Source organism: Streptomyces pluripotens (assembly GCF_000802245.2).
GTDB lineage: Bacteria > Actinomycetota > Actinomycetes > Streptomycetales > Streptomycetaceae > Streptomyces > Streptomyces pluripotens.
The window spans coordinates 5,654,230-5,671,609 of record NZ_CP021080.1 but is presented as its reverse complement, the minus strand read 5'-3'; the positions used below and the strand labels follow the sequence as shown (position 1 = coordinate 5,671,609).

Here is a 17,380-nt window from a genome sequence, read left to right as displayed (position 1 = left end):
GCAGCGTCGACCTTACGGCCCATGATGCGGGCATCCGGGACGAGGACGCGGGCATCGGACGTCTTTGACGCAACCCTGACGGCAGGGGCGCTGCGTGGTGGATCTCCGCGCGCGCTGTCCCCCGCTGCCTTACCCGGGCCAGGATCGGCCGTACGTGCGGAAGGGCCGCACCCCCACGGGGACGCGGCCCTTGACGCCTTCGCCGTCAACGAACCTCGGTGATCTCCGGTCCGCGCTGCAGCTGGCCCATGCCGCCGGAGAAGCGTGAGGACTCCTCCGACTGGACGCCCTCGGGCACCATCTGGGCATCGTTGGGCAGCTTGAGGACGATCGGGTCGCGGGGGGCCATCGGTCCGTCACCGCGGACCACGACCGTGTCGCGGAAGATCTGCTCCAGCAGCCCAGCGGCCTGCGGCTGCACCGCGCCCTGGCCGGAGATCACACCGCGCAGGAACCAGCGGGGGCCGTCCACACCGATGAACCGCACCACCTGGAAGCCGCCGGTGCCGTCGGGCAGTTGCACCGGCACCTGGGCCCGCAGCTCCCAGCCCAGCGGGCCCTCGACCTCGTCGATGATGCCGCCTTGCTGCGTGATGCCGGAGGCGATCTCCTCGCGGACCTCGCCCCAGATGCCCTCGCGCTTGGGCGCGGCGAACGCCTGCAGTTGGACGGCGCTGTCGCGCAGCACCACGGTCGCGGCGACGATCGCGTCGCCGGCGACCTCGACCCGCAGCTCCATGCCGTCGACGCCCGGAACGAACAGACCGCCGAGGTCCACGCGCCCTTCGCTCGGGTCGCTCACCTCACCGCTGTCCCACGGCCCGTCGGGCCGGGGCCCGGGCTCCAGCCGGACGCGCTCGCGCTCGGCCTCCTCCTCGTCCGCCTCGGTGTCGACGCTGTCGACGACCTGCTCGGCCTCGCCGGCCGCGTCCTCGGCGGCACCCTTCTTCTTGCGACGTCCGAACACGTCACTGTCCTTCCCGGTCGGATACGACCGAAGCGTATCGATTCCCACCCGCCGGACCACCCACGGTGGTCCGGCCCCTTGTGCCGCTGTCGCCGCCCACCGCGGCATGACCACCGGTGGACCCGAAGCCCCCCTCGGCCCGCGTCGAGCCGGGAAGCTCCGCGACCTCACGGAAGCGAACCCTCTCGACCTGCTGGACGACCAGTTGGGCAATCCGGTCGAAGCGCTCGAACCGCACGGACTCGCGCGGGTCGAGATTCACCACGATCACCTTGATCTCTCCACGGTACCCGGCGTCAACCGTCCCCGGGGCATTCACGAGGGCGACACCGCAGCGGGCGGCGAGGCCGGAACGTGGGTGCACAAAGGCCGCGTACCCCTCCGGGAGCGCGATCGACACTCCCGTGGGCAGTACGGCCCGCTCACCGGGCGCCAGCTCGCACGCCTCGGTGGTGCGCAGGTCGGCTCCGGCGTCCCCGGGATGCTCGTATTCCGGAAGCGGTACGTCAGGGTCGACGCGGCGGAGCAGCACGGCGAGTTCCTGGCGGGGCTCACGGCTCACGGGTTCACCTCGAAGGCTCGGGTACGCCGGATCTGGTCCGGGTCGTCCATGACGGCCTGGATCTCGTCCTTGCGGCCGTGGTCGATGAAGTGGTCCACCTTCACTTCGATGAAGAGGGCGTCGGCGCGGACGGCGACGGGCCCGTCGGGACCGCCGATGCGCCCGGTGGCGCTGGAGTAGATCTTCCGCCCGGCGACGGCGGTGACCTCGGCCTCCAGGTGCAGCGTGGTACCCACCGGAACCGGTCGCACGAAATCGGTTTCCAGTCGCCCGGTGACGGCGATGGTCCGCAGCAGCCAGTTCAGCGAGCCGAGGGTCTCGTCCAGGGCGGTGGCGAGCACCCCGCCGTGGGCGAGGCCAGGGGCGCCCTGGTGGGCGGGCTGGACGGTGAACTCGGCGGTCAGCGAGACGCCGTCGCCGGCGCGAGCGGCCAGGTGCAGGCCGTGCGGTTGCCCGGGGCCACAACCGAAACAGTGTTCGTAGTGGGCACCGAGGAGTTCACCGGGTGCGGGCGCATCGGGGTGCCGTACCGGTTGCACCGCGTCGGCGGGGGGCTGAAGAGCTGCAGAACTACCACTCACAGGCGCAGACCTTACCCGCGAGTCGGCGTGTTGCGGATCCCGTGCCAAGCTTGGCCCCATGCAGCTCTCCGCCAGCCCCTACGAAGAACGCCTCACCGCCCCCCGCTCGTGGTGGCTGGTCAGCTTCCTCGTGGGCGTCTCGTTCGCCCTGATCCTGCTCCCCTTCGGACCTCTGCCGCTGCTCGGCGGCCTGGTCGGGGGTACGGCTGCGGCAGCGGTGGTGACCAGTGCCTACGGCTCCCCCCGCATCCGTGTGGTGGGTGACTCCCTGATCGCGGGCGAGGCGAAGATCCCGGTGTCGGCGCTCGGCGAGTCACACGTCCTGGACGCGGAGGAGGCCCGTGCCTGGCGGACGTACAAGGCCGACACCCGCGCCTTCCTGTTGCTGCGCTCCTACATCCCCAGGGCGCTGCGCGTGGAGGTCACGGACCCGGCGGATCCGACGCCGTACCTGTACCTGTCGACGCGGGAGCCGGAGAAACTAGCGGCAGCGATCGCGGCGGCGCGGAAGGCGCGCGCCTAGAGTTCCCCGGGGAGTTCCCCGAGCCTCAGCGGATGGGCCGGCTCCTCTAGGGGCTGCAGTTCGGGCAGCTGGTCCCACGGCACCGCGACCCTGCGCAGGTCGGCGCGGATACGTGCCGCGAGCCTTCTGGTTTCCCGGCGGTTCAGGACCGCACCGACCGCGGCACCCACCATGAACGGCATCAGGTTGGGCACGTCCCGGACGACCCTCTTCATGATCTGCCGGCGTAGCTCGCGCTTCATGTGGCCGCCGAGGGCCGCGTCGTACGTCGACGGTCTGAGCACGTTGATCCCGCGCTCCCCCGACCAGGAGGACAGATACGCGGTGCTGCGGGTTCTGAGGTTTCCCGGCGGCCGTACGCCGTAGACCTCGTGAAGTTCGGCGATGAGCTTCAGCTCGATCGCGGCGACCCCGGTGATCTCGGCGGCCAGCTCGGTCGGCATGGCCGGTGGCACCGGCAGCATCGCCGCCGCCCCGATCCCGGCTCCGAGGGTCGATGTACCGGCCGCGGCACCCGCCACGAGCTTGTCGGCGAGCTCTTCGGGCCCGAGGCCCGGAAACTGCCCGCGCAGGGTCGCGAGGTCGCGCACGGGGACACGTGGGGCGATGTCGATGACCCGGTCCACGAGATAGGTCAGCCCCGCGCGAGCGCGGCTGCCGCCCCTGCGGATGCCTTCCCCGGCCATGTCCCGGGCCGCTTCCGTGATCACCGCGGCCCGTCGCCAGGCGACGGGCGCGGGCTGCTGCGCCGGCGCCGGGTGGTCTGCCCGGTCGGCCGCCGGTTCGAGCGAGGCTCCCGCACCGAATGAGCCCCGCTCGTCGTCACGCGCGCCGTGCGGGCCGTTGGACGGCCCATGGTCCGCTTTCCGCAAGGGGAAGCGGCGCTTCCGAGGAGGGGTCGAGCCAGTCACGGCCGACCCGCCCTCAGTCGCAGTCGCGGCAGATCGGCTGACCGTTCTTCTCCCGGGCCAGCTGGCTGCGGTGATGCACCAGGAAGCAGCTCATGCAGGTGAACTCGTCCTGCTGCTTGGGCAGCACACGGACGGCCAGCTCCTCGTTCGAAAGGTCGGCCCCGGGCAGTTCCAGGCCTTCGGCGGCCTCGAACTCATCGACGTCGACCGCGGAGGTGGACTTGTCGTTCCTCCGGGCCTTCAGCTCTTCAAGGCTGTCCGAGTCGACGTCGTCGTCGGTCTTGCGTGGAGTGTCGTAATCGGTTGCCATATCGCTCTCCCCCTCTGGGTGTCTGCGGTGTCTCCAGCGCACGTAACGCGTGAGAGGCCGGACTTGTGCCCGACCTGAGGCGGAGATTTTGCCTCACATCAAGGTCTGTTACTCAATCGACACCCAATCCGACCCCTCAAGAGTGATCGGCTTGGATGGCGGAGAGGACCGTACACGGTCCCCATGTCGCGCTCCAAAGGCGCCTCACCGTGTACTTCCCGTGATCAAGACCCTTAAAAACCCGGACATTACAGACTTTTCATCCAGCATCTTGATCACGGAGAGTACGTGACCGGAAATCCGCCCATGTGATCGATCACACAGGGACAACCTCGCAGGGCGCCCCGGAAATTCCGCCCAAAGCGAATATCTCTCGCGTGTGTCGGTCTCGATCACAGTGGCAAGGTGACGCGCATCACCAGACCGCCGCCCTCACGGGGCCGAGCCGCGATGTGGCCGCCGTGCGCGCGGGCCACGGACCGGACGATGGACAGACCGAGGCCCACACCCTTGTCACTGCCCGTGCGCTCCGTACGGAGCCGTCTGAAGGGCTCGAAGAGGTTGTCGATCTCGTACGCCGGCACCACCGGCCCTGTGTTGGTCACGGTCAGCACAGCCTGCCCGTGCTCGACGCCGGTTTCCACCTCGACCCATCCGCTCTCCGGGACGTTGTAGCGCACCGCGTTCTGCACCAGGTTCAGCGCGATCCGCTCCAGCAACACGCCGTTGCCCTGCACCACGGCGGGCTTGCGCTCGCCGCGGATCTCGACGCCCTTGGCCTCCGCCTCGGCATGCACCTGATCGATGGCCTGCGTGGCGACCTCGGCCAGATCGACGGGTTTGCGCTCGACGATCTGGTTGTCGCTGCGGGCAAGCAGCAACAAGCCTTCGACCAATTGCTCGCTGCGCTCGTTGGTGGCCAGCAGCGTCTTGCCGAGTTGCTGCAGTTCCACCGGCGCATTCGGGTCCGACAGGTGCACTTCGAGGAGCGTGCGATTGATCGCGAGCGGGGTGCGCAGCTCGTGGGAGGCATTGCCGACGAAGCGCTGCTGGGCGGTGAAGGCGCGCTGCAGGCGCTCCAGCATGTCGTCGAAGGTGTCCGCCAGTTCCTTCAGCTCGTCGTCTGGGCCGTCCAGCTCGATCCGGCGGGACAGGTCCGAACCCGCCACCGCACGTGCCGTGCGCGTGATCCGGCCGAGCGGGGACAGCACCCGGCCCGCCATCGCGTAACCGAACGCGAAGGCGATCACGGCGAGGCCCAGCAGGGCCAGCAGCGAGCGGCTCAGCAGGTTGTCCAGGGCGGCCTGGCGCTGCTGGTCCACACAGTGGGCAATCGCGTCGTTGAAATCCGACAGCGCCAGGCTCTTGGTGTTGATCGCGGGACAACTGTCACTGGAGACCTTCAACTCCTGGAAGCTGACGATCTTGAACAGGGGCTGGTTGCCCGTACTGATCGCCTGAGCGGCCAGCAGGTAGATGATCGACAGCAGCAGGATGCCGGCGATCAGGAACATGCCGCCGTACAGCAGCGTGAGCCGTATGCGGATGGTCGGGCGCAGCCACGGGAAGGGGGGCTGCGGTCGCCTGGGGTCCCAGGTGGGTTTCGGTGGCGCCTGGGGCGGCGCGGGTGTCGCGGCCACGGGGGATCAGATCCGGTAGCCGGAGCCGGGCACGGTGACGATGACGGGCGGCTCGCCCAGCTTGCGGCGCAGGGTCATGACCGTCACGCGCACCACGTTGGTGAACGGGTCGGTGTTCTCGTCCCAGGCCTTCTCCAGCAACTGCTCGGCCGAGACGACCGCTCCCTCGCTGCGCATCAGCACCTCCAGCACCGCGAACTCCTTCGGCGCGAGCTGCACCTCCTTGCCGTCACGGAAGACCTCACGGCGGTTGGGGTCGAGCTTGATGCCGGCGCGCTCCAGGACCGGCGGCAGGGGCACGCTGGTCCGGCGACCCAAGGCACGCACCCGCGCGATCAGCTCACTGAACGCGAACGGCTTGGGTAGATAGTCATCGGCGCCGATCTCGAGACCTTCGACCCGGTCGCTGACGTCACCAGAGGCTGTGAGCATGAGCACGCGTGTGGGCATGCCCAGCTCGACGATCTTGCGGCAGACGTCGTCGCCGTGCACGAGCGGGAGGTCGCGGTCGAGGACGACCACGTCGTAGTCGTTGACGCCGATGCGCTCCAAGGCGGCTGCACCGTCGTACACGACGTCGACGGCCATGGCCTCCCGGCGCAGTCCGGTGGCCACCGCATCCGCGAGCAGCTGCTCGTCCTCGACGACGAGTACGCGCACGTCGCTCTTCCTTCCTGTGTCCACCCGTGTGGCGCTCCGTGAGCGCGTGAGGGCAGGGATGTCCTGGGGTTGCGGCCTCCATCCTGCCCTTTTCCGCCGTAAGTCGGCTGTAAGACGGATGCCGGACCGCAGGGGCCGGGGCTCCGGCGCGGGCGTGCGGGATTTTTTTTCCTGCGGTTGAGGTTTCCGCCGAAGGGAGTGGGGGGAGGACGGCTTTACACCCCGCGATCACGCTCTGCATGTGCCGCAGCACCATGCGGTACTCCGCGATCCGCTTCGCAGAGCGGGCGTGGGTGTCCGGCACCGTCGCCGCCCGGCAGGGCAGCGCTGGGCACCTGCGAGAGACGTGATCGCCCTTCCCGACCGGCACACCCCCGTGCCACCGACCCACGACCCAAGGACGAGGGGGCGCAGCATGGACGCTTTCACCGCAGGACTTCTGCAACGCATAAAGGCGACCGAGTCCGATCTGTCGCGGGCTCGTGACGAGGGCGACGACTTCCTCGTCGAGGTGGAGCAGGCAGAACTCGACGACCTGCGCCGCCTCGCCGCCGAGCATGGTGTGGAAGTCGGCGCGTCACGCGTCTGACCGGCCCGCAAGCACAGCTAGACGGGCCCCCGGCGCATCCAGGACACCGCTGGTGGATCGTGGGGGGCGAGCATGACATCGGCCTTCACGACCTGCTACGGATCGTGAAGGCCGATGTCATGCTCGGCAAGGAGCCGGTACCGCTGCGCGCAATGCGGCCGGGCCACCGAAACGCCTCACGAACCGGCCGTACGTCCGGCTCCAACCGGCCGCTGAGCGGCGTGGGGCCCTCACCGGCCCACGGCTCCCGGCCCCTCGTCACCCGGGCGTTCGCTCGCATGACGAGGGGGTGGGGGCCGATCCGGGGGCCTCAAACGCACCGGGACACGTCCGCATGTCCCAGCGCACCGTGCCGGCCGAATCCGCCGGCAGTGTCAATGCCGCGCGGGGTCCCGCTCCGCTGTGTGCGACTGGCTTCTCCGTGGCCACGCCCCGCACGTGCGTCCGGCTCACTTCGGGGCTCAGTCGTGCCAGGCCCCAAAGTCCTCCAGCAACTGCTGCAGGAGCTCGAAGACTCCCGGCGTCCCCGCGACGGTCAGATCGCGCGACGGGCGCTCTCCGGGCCGTCCACCGGTCAGCACGCCCGCCTCCCGCGCAATCAGGTCCCCGGCCGCGACGTCCCATGCGTTGAGCCCGCGTTCGTAGAACCCGTCCAGCCTGCCGCAGGCCACGTCACACAGATCGATCGCCGCTGAGCCGCCGCGCCGGATGTCCCGCAGCAGCGGGACGAGCCGGCCGACCACCTCGGCCTGGTGAGCACGGACCTCGGCGACGTAGTTGAAGCCGGTGGAGACCAACGCCTGGTCCAGCGGGGGCGCGGGACGGCAGGAAAGCGCCCGCTCGCCCTCCCACGCACCCGTGGCCCAGGCACCGCCGCCACGCACGGCGTGGTACGTCTCACCGCGCATCGGAGCCGCGACGACTCCGACGACGGTCTCGCCGTGCTGTTCGGCGGCGATGGACACGGCCCAGGTCGGCAACCCGTACAAATAGTTGACGGTGCCGTCGAGCGGGTCGATCACCCAGCGGATACCGCTCGTGCCCTCGACGGAGGCGCCCTCCTCGCCGAGGAAGCCGTCGTCGGGGCGCCTGCCGGCGATCAGATCGGTGATCAGCTTCTCCGCCGCGATGTCCATCTCGGTGACGACGTCGATCGGACTGGACTTGGTCTTCGCCACCACGAGATCGGCCGGACGGCCGTCCCGTAGCAGTTCACCGGCGCGCCGAGCGGCCTCCCGGGCCAGTTCGAGCAGGTCGTGGTGCAGAACGTCGGTCACGGGTCTCCTCACGCGTAGGGACTGTCGGCGCCTGCGGCGGCCGGATGGGGGGCACGGGCCGGACAGCAGCCGACCGGACACAGGTGGTGGCTCGGGCCGAGGGCGCCCAGGGCGCAGGGGGCGACCTCCTGCCCGCGCTCCGCGGCGGCCCGCTCCTGGACCAGCTCCCGGACCGCTGCGGCGAACCGGGGGTCGGCACCCACGGTGGCCGAGCGGCGCACCAGCAGTCCCAGTTCCTGGGCCTTGGCCACGGCCTCGGTGTCGAGGTCGTAGCGGACCTCCATGTGGTCGGAGACGAAGCCGATGGGGGCCATGACGACGGCCGGGACGCCAGCCGCGTGCTGCTCTGTCAGGTGGTCGCAGATGTCCGGCTCCAGCCATGGAATGTGCGGGGCGCCGGAGCGGGACTGGTAAACGAGTCGCCAGGGGTGTTCGACACCGGTCCGCTCGCGGACGGCGTCGGCGATCAGCCGGGCCACGTCCAAGTGCTGCGCGACGTAGGCACCGCCTTCCCCGTGGGCCTCGGCGGGGCCGGAGGTGTCGGCCGCGGAGATCGGGATGGAGTGGGTGGTGAAGGCGATGTGGGCGCCGCCGCGGACCTCCTCGGGAAGGTCGGCGAGGGAACGCAGCACGCCCTCGATCATGGGCTCGACGAAGCCGGGGTGGTTGAAGTAGTGGCGCAGCTTGTCGACCCTCGGCAGCGGGACGCCCTCGGCTTCGAGGACGGCCAGCGCGTCGGCGAGGTTCTCGCGGTACTGGCGGCAGCCCGAATAGGAGGCGTAGGCGCTGGTGGCGAGCACCAGGATGCGGCGGCGGCCGTCGGCGGCCATCTCACGCAGGGTGTCCGTCAAATACGGCGCCCAGTTGCGGTTGCCCCAGTAGACCGGAAGGTCCAGTCCGTGCTCGGCGAAGTCCTTGCGCAGGGCGTCCAGGAGTGCACGGTTCTGACCGTTGATGGGGCTGACCCCGCCGAACAGGAAGTAGTGCTGCCCGACTTCCTTCAGGCGTTCCTTGGGGATGCCGCGTCCGCGCGTGACGTTCTCCAGGAACGGGACCACGTCATCCGGGCCTTCCGGGCCGCCGAAGGAGAGCAGGAGCAGGGCGTCGTAGGGAGTGGCATCGAGCGCGTCTGGCATGACTCGATCCTGCCACCCGGCGCCGGCAGCGGGGAAACGGCGGGGGGACGAGTCGGATTCGACGGGTTCGGGCGGAGGGGCACTCCAGCGGACCCTCAGCGGTCGCCCCCGCCGCGAAGTCGATGCACCCGGTCGCCCACGGGTCTCCCGAGTCCGTGTGCCGGCTGCGGTTCCGCTCTGCGGCCGGTGGGATTCCGGGCGCTGGTGGCGGCTTTCGCGACGGCCGCCACGGTTCTCGGTGCGTGAACGTGGTCCCCGTCGCCCTCGCCGGCGAGCGCGCCCATCAGGGCGCGGCGAGCACGGTCCCGGCGCTGTGCGCAGCCGGTTTCCGCGCGGCCGGTACGGTCCTCGGACCGGCGCGCACCGCTGGGGTACCGGAACCTCGCCGGCTGCCGGGCGTGGCGGCGGCAGCCATGAGTATGATCCCCTTCCTACTGGTCGGAAACCTACCGCTTCTGGCCGTGGCGCTGTTCGTTGCGGGGCTGTCCATCGCACCGACGATGATCACGACGGTGTCCCTCGTCGAAGAGCACGTACCTCGCGCACGGCTCACCGGGGTCACGACCTGGGTGGACGCCGACCTCACGGTCGGTGTCACGTTCGGCTCGCCCGCGGCGAGCTGGGCGATCGACGCAGCCGGCGCGCGGGGTACGGGGTTCCGGTGGCGTCCGGGGCCGTCGCGGTCGCGGTCGGTTTCCTCGGGTACCGCCGGCTGCGCAGGCCGGCCGCGGGTCGGGGAGGCACCGTTGAGCAGCACAGCGAGCGGGAAGATCGGAACCTGGCGCAACTGGGGCGGGAACGTGGCCGCCCGGCCCGCCCGGCAGGTGACACCGGCCTCGGTGGAGGAACTGGCCGCCGCAGTGCGCCGGGCCCGGGAGGACGGGCTCAAGGTGAAGGCGGTCGGGACGGGCCATTCCTTCACGTCGATCGCCGCCACCGACGGTGTGCTGATCCGCCCTCAGCTCCTGACCGGCATCCGCACCATCGACCGTGCGTCCATGACCGTCACCGTCGAGGCGGGCACCCCGCTCAAGAGGCTCAATGCAGCTCTGGCCCGCGAGGGCCTGTCGCTCACCAACATGGGCGACATCATGGAGCAGACCGTCTCCGGGGCCACCAGCACCGGCACCCACGGCACGGGCCGCGAGTCCGCTTCCATCGCTGCCCAGATCAAGGCACTCGAACTCGTCACGGCGGACGGCTCGGTGCTCAGTTGCTCCGACGAGGAGAACCCCGAGGTGTTCGCGGCCGCCCGAATAGGTCTCGGTGCCCTCGGCATCGTCACCGCGATCACCTTCGCCGTAGAGCCCCTGTTCCTGCTCACCGCGCGCGAGGAACCGATGCCGTTCGATCGGGTCCTCGCCGAGTTCGACCAACTGTGGGCCGAGAACGAACACTTCGAGTTCTACTGGTTCCCGCACACCGGCAACACCAACACCAAGCGCAACAACCGCAGCGCCGGCCCCGAGCGACCCGTGGGGCGGCTGGCCGGCTGGTTCGAGGACGAGTTCCTCTCCAACGGCGTCTTCCAGGCGGCCCAGTGGATCGGCCGCGCCGCGCCCGCAGCTGTCCCCCCGATCGCGCGGATCTCCAGCAAGGCCCTGTCCGCGCGGACGTACACGGACATCCCCTACAGGGTCTTCACCTCGCCGCGCCGGGTGCGCTTCGTGGAGATGGAGTACGCCGTTCCCCGCGCGGCCCTGACCGAGACCCTGCGTGAACTCAGGGCCATGATCGACCGCTCGGGTCTACGGATCAGCTTCCCGGTCGAGGTGCGCACCGCGCCAGCCGATGACATCACCCTCTCCACCGCTTCCGGCCGGGACAGCGCCTATGTCGCCGTGCACATGTACCGGGGCACGCCGTACCAGGCCTACTTCAGCGCGGCGGAGCGCATCTTCACCGCCCACGAAGGACGGCCGCACTGGGGCAAGGTGCACACGCGGGACGCCGGGTACTTCAACCGGACCTACCCGCGGTTCGGCGAGTTCACGGCGCTGCGGGACCGACTGGACCCGGAACGGCTGTTCCAGAACGACTACTTGCGGAGGGTGCTGGGGGCATAGGCGTCCCGACGGAGCCGACGGAAAACGGGGCATTGAGCTCCGATGTGCGGATTGCGTGAGGTTCGCCACGTTCATGATCGACAAGACCGGTTGGTGGGGGCCAAGTCGCCTTCCTTGCCAGAAGTTGGGCGGCGCGCCAATCCACGCACGTGGTCCGAATGGAGTACTGTTGCGAGCCCTGGGTCCGGTCTCCCATCAGGGTGCCCGGTGCCTTGCAGGACCGCCGGGAGGGGGCTAGTTGCACAGGGTGACGCGGTTCGTCACTTAGCGTTGCGAACAGGTAACCGTGCCATAACGGCGATCCAGGGCCCGCGCCCGACACGCCGGGCAACTCGGCAAGGTTGTGGCAGGCTGCACCCGGGCAGGCCACACTCGACTAGCGGAAGCAGCGACGCACGTGACGTCGGCAGGCACCACCCGGGAGGTCCCCATGCCCGAACTGCGTGTCGTGGCCGTCTCGAATGACGGCACACGGCTGGTGCTGAAGGCTGCCGACTCTACGGAGTACACGCTTCCGATCGACGAACGGCTGCGTGCCGCCGTGCGCGGTGATAGGCCTCGCCTCGGACAGATCGAGATCGAGGTCGAGAGCCATCTCCGACCCCGCGACATCCAGGCCCGTATACGCGCCGGTGCCACCGCGGAAGAGGTCGCCCAGCTCGCCGGCATCCCGGTCGACCGGGTACGCCGCTTCGAGGGCCCCGTGCTGGCCGAGCGTGCTTTCATGGCCGAGCGCGCCCGCAAGACACCGGTCCGCCGGCCGGGTGAGAACTCCGGCCCGCTGCTTGGTGAAGCCGTCCAGGAGCGGCTGCTGCTGCGTGGCGCCGAGAAGGACACCGTGCAGTGGGACTCCTGGCGCCGCGACGACGGCACCTGGGAGGTGCTCCTCGTCTACCGGGTCGCGGGCGAACCGCACTCGGCGGGCTGGACGTACGATCCGCCCCGACGGCTCGTACAGGCCGTGGACGACGAGGCACGCTCGCTGATCGGCGAGTCCGACGACCTCGCCGTGCCCGAGCCCAGTTTCCCGTTCGTCCCGCGCATCGCCCGGCTGCCGCGCGAGCGCGCCCTGGACCGGGGCGACCGGGAGCGGCCCGGCCTGCCCGCACAGCCGTCCGAATCCGCCGAGGAGAACACGGGCGAACGCGACTCGCTGACCAGCCTGCTGGAGGCCGTGCCGAGCTTCCGGGGCGACCTGGTGGTCCCAGAACTACCGTCGGAGGCCACGGCCGAGTCCACCGAGGAACCCGCCGTCGAGGAGCCCCCGGCACCCGCCGCCTCGGCCGGCTCGGCCTACGCGGACGTCCTCATGCCCCGCTCCGTCGGCAGCCACCGCGACCGCCTGGTCGGGGCCACCGACCGCCAGGCCGAGGCCGACGGGGTCCGCCCCGGCCGCCGCGCCGCCGTGCCGAGCTGGGACGAGATCGTGTTCGGCACGCGCCGCAAGAAGCAGGAGTAACAGGCCGCAGGGCAGCGGCGGGGCGGGGCGCACGGAGAGGCGCGCCCCGCCCCGCTCGGCTGCCGCTACTGCGGGTCTGCCCCCACCGCCACGGGGCGGGCCGGGTCCGCGGACCACTCGGACCACGAACCGACGTACAGGGCCGCCGGGATACCCGCCACGGCCAGCGCGAGCACCTCGTGGGCGCCGGAGACGCCCGAACCGCAGTAGACCCCCACCTCTGTGTCCCCGGAGATGCCCAGGGCCTTGAAGCGGTCCCGGAGTTCCGCGGCGGGCAGCAAACGGCCGTCGGGGCCCACGTTCTCCGTCGTCGGCGCCGACACCGCACCCGGAATGTGCCCGCCGACCCTGTCGACCGGCTCCACCTCACCGCGGTACCGCTCCCCCGCGCGCGCGTCCAGCAACACCCCCGTACGGGCCAGGGCCGCGGCCCCGTCCGCGTCCAGCAGGCGAACCGCGCCCGGCGCCGGCACGAAGTCCCCCCGGGCCGGGTCGGGTGTCTTCGTCGTCAGTTCGCCCTCCCAGGAGGACAACCCGCCGTCAAGGACACGCACGTCCGGGTGACCTGCCCAGCGCAGCATCCACCACGCACGCGCGGCCGCCCAGCCCTGTCCGTCGTCGTACACCACTACCGGCCGAACGGGTGACACGCCCGCGCGGCGCATCGTGGCACCGAACCGAGCGAGGTCCGGCAGCGGATGCCGGCCGCTCGCCCCCGGCGGGGCGGCCAGTTCCCCGTCCAGGTCGACGAAGACCGCACCAGGGATGTGCCCTCCCGCGAATGCGGCCCGCCCGTCGAATGCCGGCGCGCCCGTCGCCTTCGCCAGGCTCAACTGCCACCGGACGTCCAGCAGCACGGGCGGGGTCGCCCCGGACAGCGCTTCTCCGAGTTCGGCTGAGGTGATGATGGTTGTCATGGCGTCCATCCATACGCCAGGGGTGGCCGCGGCGTCCAGGTCCGGCTACTCTGCTCGGCCGGACAAGCTCGATCACGAGGCGTATGGGATCGAGCACGCGCTGTACGGCCGACGGACATCCGGCGGCCATCGTCAGGAAACGGCGAGAGACAGCAGACCAGGCATCCTCCCGGAGGCACCGGCGGGCCGCGGCGCGGTACAGCGGGCTGCACCGTGGAGGATGCGGGGACCGGCACGGGCGTACCCGTGGCCGGCGTGGACACCCCCTTCCGGGGAGCGGAAGCGACACGGCCACCGCAAGGGGCCGGGGAGAGAGTGATCGATGACCGAGGCACGGGAGCCGGCCGGTCCGCACGCACGGCGCGCGCCCGGCACGCCCTGTTGGGTGAGCCTGATGGTGCACGAACTGGCCGCCACCGAGGAGTTCTACGGTGAGCTGTTCGGTTGGGAGTTCCGGCCGGGGCCGCAACAGCTCGGCCCGTATGTGCGGGCGCTGCTCAACGGCCACGATGTGGCGGGCATGGGGCAACTACCCCCGGACCACAGGCTGTCGATCGCCTGGACTCCCTACCTCGCCTCGGACGACGTGGACCAGACGGCCGACACGGTGCGGTTGTGCGGAGGCACCGTGGCCGTGGGCCCACTGGACGCCGCCGAAGCCGGACGGATGGCGATCGCCTCCGATCCCTCCGGGGCGGTATTCGGGATCTGGCAGGGCACCGCACTTCTGGGTACGGCGATCACCGGTGTTCCCGGCACACCGGCCTGGAACGAGCTGCTCACCTTCGAGACCGAGAGCGTCGCCAAGTTCTACCAGAGCGTGTTCGGCTACGAGACCGAGCCGGTGGTGTCCGCTGACTTCGACTACGTCACCCTGCACCTCGGCGGCCGTGCGGTCGCGGGCCTCCACGGCATGGGCCACGCACTACCCCGCGACCGCGGCTCGCACTGGCGGACGTACTTCGAGGTCGCCGACGCCGACGCGACACTGCGACAGGTCGCGGCCCTCGGCGGCCGGGTCCTCAGCCCGGCCCACGACAGCGCGCACGGACGGGTCGCGACGGTGTCTGACCCCGAAGGGGCCGAGTTCTCGGTGATCCAGAACCCGCACTGAACGCTGGGGCGTTCCCTCGGTCCGGCACCCGGCCGAACGTCAGGGAGCTCTTGGTGGTTCCGGAACCCGTGCCGAACGCTCAGGTGGTCGAGACGGGCAGGACGTCCGGGGAGAGGGCCGCCGCGCGGGCCGCCGCGGCGGTCATCCGGCGCCGGTGGTGGCGGCGGCACAGCACCTCGTAACCGACCTCGCCGGCGGACTGGTTGACGTCGCCGACGACCACCTGGGCGCCCTCGACCACCATCTCGCCGCCTATCGTGCGGGCGTTGTGCGTGGCGCGGGCCCCGCACCAACACAGCGCCTCCACCTGGAGCACCTCAATGCGGTCGGCGAGCTCCACCAGCCGCTGCGAACCGGGAAAGAGTTTGGAGCGGAAGTCGGTGGTGATCCCGAAGGCGTAGACGTCGAGCCCGAGGTCGTCCACCACGCGCGCAAGCTGGTCGATCTGGCCGGGTCCGAGGAACTGCGCCTCGTCCGCGATCACATAGTCGGCCCGGCGGCCCTGCGACAGGTGTTCCACGAGGTAGGCGTACAGGTCCTGGTCGTCCTCGACCTCTACCGCGTCGGTGACCAGACCGAGCCGGGAGGACAGCTTGCCCTGCCCCGCACGGTCGTTCCGGGTGAAGATCATGCCGATGAGGCCCCGCGCGGAACGGTTGTGCTCGATCTGCAGAGCCAGCGTCGATTTCCCGCAGTCCATCGTTCCGGAGAAGAACACCAGCTCGGACATGAGGGATTGAACACCTTTCGGTGGGACGCCTTGTGGCGTGTCGTCGTGCGGGGACGGAGGGTGAGTGGGTTCAGGAGCGTACTTCGAGCAGCGGCACGAACTGCTCGGCAGGGGTCATCGAACCGTGGTTGCCGACGAGCGCCGACTCCTTGGGTTCCCGCTCGGAGGCGGTGATCAATACGTCGTCGCAGGCAGCCGCGATCACGTCCCCGAGCCGGGCGTACACCCGCTCGTCGACGTGCGGCCCGAACCAGCCTGCCGCGATGGCCTCGTCCCGTGAGGCCACCCAGAACCGCTCCCCGAGCACCTCACGCCAGCAGGTCAGCACGTCACTCTCGGCACCGGGCACCGCGTACACATGTCGTGCCCGCCCCTCGCCACCCAGCAGGGCGACCCCGGCGCGCAGCTCCCAGTCCGTGTCGAAGTCAATGCGCTGCTCCTCGTCGAACCCGATGTCGACCATGCCGTGGTCCGCGGTCACATAGAGCGTGCTGCGCGGCGGCAGTTGCTCGGCAAGGCGCTGGGCGAGCCGGTCGACGTACATCAGCTGGCCGCGCCAGGTGTCGGAGGCGATGCCGTAGCGGTGGCCCGCGCCATCCAGTTCGGCGTAGTACGTGTAGACCAGCGAGCGGTCCCCGGCGGCCAGTTGCTCGGCCGCGACGTCCATGCGGTCCTCCCCGGTGAGCCGTCCGTGGAAGGTGCCGCCGCTGAGCGCGATCTTGGTGAGCGGGGTGTGCTCGAACGTGGGCGAGGACACCTGGGCGGCGTGCACCCCGGCGTCGTGCGCCAGCTGGAACACCGTGGGGTACGGCTGCCAGGGGCGCGGCGAGGTCCATGGATTCCAGCGCAGCTGATTCATCAGCTCGCCCGTGGCCGGGTTGCGCACGGTGTACCCGGGCAGGCCGTGGACACCCGGTGGCAGCCCGGTGCCGACGGAGGCGAGCGAGGTCGCGGTGGTCGCCGGGTAGCCGGCGGTGAGCGGGCGGCCAGTGCCTCCGCGTGAGCTGCCCAGCAGCGAGTTCAGGAAGGGGGCCTCGTCGGGGTGGGCCCGCAGTTGCTCCCAGCCGAGCCCGTCGACAAGGAAGACACAGGCCCGGTCGGTCGCGGTCAGTTCCGGGATCGTGGCGGTCAGGCCGGGGACGCCCATGCCAGCGGCCAGGGTGGGCAGCAGATCGGCGAGCGAGCCGGTGCCGTACTCGGGCAGCGGGGCGGTGTTCAGGGCGAGCGGTTCCGGGTGGCCCCAGGCAGAGAGCTGGGACATCAGCGTGTGAGGTCCGCGGTCGCCTCCGAGATGGCCTGCGCGAAGGCGAGCGCCTGGCGCACGGTCTCCGGTCCGTCGCCGGCCTCGGAGACGCGCAGGCTGAGGTCATCCGCCGTGGAATTGCCCGTGTATCCGTGATCGGCATCGCAGTTGGGGTCACCGCACGCGGCGGGCTCCAGGTCGATGCGGTTGACCGCGCCCCAGCCGATGGTCAGTACGACCTCGCGGGGCAGGGTGCCCGGCTTGTACTGCTCCGGATTGGCGACCACACGGCTGACCACGACGGACGAGATCCGGCCCAGCTTGACGGACTCCGTGGAGGTGGTGGCGTACGGCGTCGGGGAGGTGCTGTCGGCCGCCTGCTCGTCGGTGTGGCTGACGATGAAGCGGTTGCCGGTGAGGACCAGTACGGTGACGTGCCGACGCACCTCGTTCTGGTCGAACGTCGTCTCCTGATGGACCAGGTACGACCGGACGGGCTCGCCGCCCACAGCGGCCTCCACCGCCTCGGCCACGAGGGTGGGGTAGTAGCCGCTGCGCTCGATCGCCGCACGCAGCCCCTGGGTCGTCGTACTGGTCTTGGCCATGACGTCCATCCTAATCCGTGGGCAAGGGGGGTCAGGGCCAGTCGTGGGGACCGGGACAGCACGGTGGGCCGGCAGCACGGGTGCCCCGGC

The 17,380-nt window shown here is 70.5% G+C and carries 18 protein-coding genes and 1 pseudogene; 6 read left to right on the top strand and 13 right to left on the bottom strand.

What is annotated here, in order from left to right; translation table 11 throughout:
• Positions 1-205 precede the first annotated feature (205 nt).
• Genes LK06_RS25485 through LK06_RS25475 form a run of 3 tightly spaced genes read right to left on the bottom strand, consistent with a single transcriptional unit; the run spans position 206 to position 2,110 of the window.
• Complete coding sequence (locus tag LK06_RS25485; RefSeq protein WP_039652466.1) at positions 206-967, bottom strand: DUF3710 domain-containing protein; 762 nt, start codon at positions 965-967, stop codon at positions 206-208.
• A 1-nt stretch (position 968) separates the two neighbouring features.
• Positions 969-1,529 (bottom strand): dUTP diphosphatase, encoded by a 561-nt coding sequence (gene dut, locus LK06_RS25480; RefSeq protein WP_039652467.1) that lies wholly within the window; start codon positions 1,527-1,529, stop codon positions 969-971.
• Positions 1,526-2,110 (bottom strand): PaaI family thioesterase, encoded by a 585-nt coding sequence (locus tag LK06_RS25475; protein WP_039652468.1) that lies wholly within the window; start codon positions 2,108-2,110, stop codon positions 1,526-1,528. Before LK06_RS25475 ends, dut begins: the two co-directional genes overlap by 4 nt.
• 58 nt (positions 2,111-2,168) lie before the next feature.
• Here LK06_RS25475 and LK06_RS25470 point away from each other — a divergent pair, with 58 nt between their 5' ends.
• Positions 2,169-2,633: a DUF3093 domain-containing protein gene (locus LK06_RS25470; RefSeq protein WP_039652470.1), complete on the top strand. Its 465-nt coding sequence runs from the start codon at positions 2,169-2,171 to the stop codon at positions 2,631-2,633.
• Here the strand turns inward: LK06_RS25470 and LK06_RS25465 are convergent.
• The 4 genes from LK06_RS25465 to LK06_RS25450 all read right to left on the bottom strand — a co-directional run bounded on the left by LK06_RS25465 (position 2,630) and on the right by LK06_RS25450 (position 6,154).
• On the bottom strand, positions 2,630-3,544 hold the full coding sequence (locus LK06_RS25465) for a hypothetical protein (RefSeq protein ID WP_039652472.1): 915 nt from the start codon (positions 3,542-3,544) through the stop codon (positions 2,630-2,632). The two genes, LK06_RS25470 and LK06_RS25465, sit on opposite strands and share 4 nt — an antisense overlap.
• Before the next feature lie 13 nt (positions 3,545-3,557).
• Positions 3,558-3,854 (bottom strand): DUF4193 domain-containing protein, encoded by a 297-nt coding sequence (locus LK06_RS25460; RefSeq protein WP_005481602.1) that lies wholly within the window; start codon positions 3,852-3,854, stop codon positions 3,558-3,560.
• Positions 3,855-4,246: 392 nt separating this feature from the next.
• On the bottom strand, positions 4,247-5,494 hold the full coding sequence (locus tag LK06_RS25455) for a sensor histidine kinase (RefSeq protein WP_039652479.1): 1,248 nt from the start codon (positions 5,492-5,494) through the stop codon (positions 4,247-4,249).
• A gap of 6 nt (positions 5,495-5,500) precedes the next feature.
• On the bottom strand, positions 5,501-6,154 hold the full coding sequence (locus LK06_RS25450) for a response regulator transcription factor (RefSeq protein WP_003993508.1): 654 nt from the start codon (positions 6,152-6,154) through the stop codon (positions 5,501-5,503).
• A 415-nt stretch (positions 6,155-6,569) separates the two neighbouring features.
• Between LK06_RS25450 and LK06_RS33870 the strand changes: the two genes are divergently transcribed.
• On the top strand, positions 6,570-6,743 hold the full coding sequence (locus LK06_RS33870) for a hypothetical protein (protein ID WP_167381439.1): 174 nt from the start codon (positions 6,570-6,572) through the stop codon (positions 6,741-6,743).
• Between the two features lie 461 nt (positions 6,744-7,204).
• Here the strand turns inward: LK06_RS33870 and LK06_RS25445 are convergent, their stop codons facing one another.
• Positions 7,205-8,020: an inositol monophosphatase family protein gene (locus tag LK06_RS25445; RefSeq protein ID WP_039652483.1), complete on the bottom strand. Its 816-nt coding sequence runs from the start codon at positions 8,018-8,020 to the stop codon at positions 7,205-7,207.
• A gap of 8 nt (positions 8,021-8,028) precedes the next feature.
• The gene (locus tag LK06_RS25440) at positions 8,029-9,156 is read right to left on the bottom strand and encodes a ferrochelatase (protein WP_039652484.1); all 1,128 of its coding nucleotides are present in this window, start codon (positions 9,154-9,156) and stop codon (positions 8,029-8,031) included.
• Positions 9,157-9,291: 135 nt separating this feature from the next.
• On the opposite strand from LK06_RS25440, the pseudogene LK06_RS34550 reads away from it, so the two are divergent.
• From LK06_RS34550 to sepH, 3 genes and pseudogenes are all read left to right on the top strand, one after another.
• Positions 9,292-9,940: pseudogene (locus LK06_RS34550) on the top strand (MFS transporter); the annotation flags it as partial.
• Positions 9,903-11,222, top strand: a complete 1,320-nt coding sequence (locus LK06_RS25435; protein ID WP_039652577.1) for a D-arabinono-1,4-lactone oxidase — start codon at positions 9,903-9,905, stop codon at positions 11,220-11,222. The pseudogene LK06_RS34550 and the gene LK06_RS25435, both read left to right, overlap by 38 nt.
• Positions 11,223-11,652: 430 nt before the next feature.
• Complete coding sequence (gene sepH, locus LK06_RS25430) at positions 11,653-12,681, top strand: septation protein SepH (RefSeq protein ID WP_039652486.1); 1,029 nt, start codon at positions 11,653-11,655, stop codon at positions 12,679-12,681.
• Between the two features lie 65 nt (positions 12,682-12,746).
• On the opposite strand, the gene LK06_RS25425 is transcribed toward sepH, so the two are convergent.
• A complete protein-coding gene (locus LK06_RS25425; RefSeq protein ID WP_039652487.1) occupies positions 12,747-13,598 on the bottom strand; it encodes a sulfurtransferase in 852 nt (283 codons plus the stop codon).
• Between the two features lie 322 nt (positions 13,599-13,920).
• Here LK06_RS25425 and LK06_RS25420 point away from each other — a divergent pair, with 322 nt between their 5' ends.
• A complete protein-coding gene (locus LK06_RS25420; protein WP_039652489.1) occupies positions 13,921-14,712 on the top strand; it encodes a VOC family protein in 792 nt (263 codons plus the stop codon).
• Positions 14,713-14,791: 79 nt separating this feature from the next.
• Here LK06_RS25420 and LK06_RS25415 read toward each other — a convergent pair whose 3' ends face one another.
• From LK06_RS25415 to LK06_RS25405, 3 genes are all read right to left on the bottom strand, one after another.
• Positions 14,792-15,442: a thymidine kinase gene (locus LK06_RS25415; RefSeq protein ID WP_039652490.1), complete on the bottom strand. Its 651-nt coding sequence runs from the start codon at positions 15,440-15,442 to the stop codon at positions 14,792-14,794.
• Positions 15,443-15,512: 70 nt separating this feature from the next.
• Positions 15,513-16,703: an alkaline phosphatase family protein gene (locus LK06_RS25410; RefSeq protein ID WP_039652492.1), complete on the bottom strand. Its 1,191-nt coding sequence runs from the start codon at positions 16,701-16,703 to the stop codon at positions 15,513-15,515.
• A complete protein-coding gene (locus LK06_RS25405; protein WP_039652494.1) occupies positions 16,703-17,299 on the bottom strand; it encodes a DUF5998 family protein in 597 nt (198 codons plus the stop codon). The genes LK06_RS25410 and LK06_RS25405 overlap by 1 nt, the downstream gene beginning before the upstream one ends.
• Between the last annotated feature and the right edge of the window lie 81 nt (positions 17,300-17,380).

Excerpts from the sequence above, each read along its gene's own strand:
- LK06_RS25470 (WP_039652470.1), top strand. The coding sequence starts at position 2,169 with ATGCAGCTCTCCGCCAGCCCCTACGAAGAACGCCTCACCGCCCCCCGC.
- LK06_RS25460 (WP_005481602.1), bottom strand. The coding sequence starts at position 3,854 with ATGGCAACCGATTACGACACTCCACGCAAGACCGACGACGACGTCGAC.
- LK06_RS33870 (WP_167381439.1), top strand. The coding sequence starts at position 6,570 with ATGGACGCTTTCACCGCAGGACTTCTGCAACGCATAAAGGCGACCGAG.
- LK06_RS25440 (WP_039652484.1), bottom strand. The coding sequence starts at position 9,156 with ATGCCAGACGCGCTCGATGCCACTCCCTACGACGCCCTGCTCCTGCTC.
- sepH (WP_039652486.1), top strand. The coding sequence starts at position 11,653 with ATGCCCGAACTGCGTGTCGTGGCCGTCTCGAATGACGGCACACGGCTG.
- LK06_RS25425 (WP_039652487.1), bottom strand. The coding sequence starts at position 13,598 with ATGACAACCATCATCACCTCAGCCGAACTCGGAGAAGCGCTGTCCGGG.
- LK06_RS25420 (WP_039652489.1), top strand. The coding sequence starts at position 13,921 with ATGACCGAGGCACGGGAGCCGGCCGGTCCGCACGCACGGCGCGCGCCC.
- LK06_RS25415 (WP_039652490.1), bottom strand. The coding sequence starts at position 15,442 with ATGTCCGAGCTGGTGTTCTTCTCCGGAACGATGGACTGCGGGAAATCG.
- LK06_RS25410 (WP_039652492.1), bottom strand. The coding sequence starts at position 16,703 with ATGTCCCAGCTCTCTGCCTGGGGCCACCCGGAACCGCTCGCCCTGAAC.
- LK06_RS25405 (WP_039652494.1), bottom strand. The coding sequence starts at position 17,299 with ATGGACGTCATGGCCAAGACCAGTACGACGACCCAGGGGCTGCGTGCG.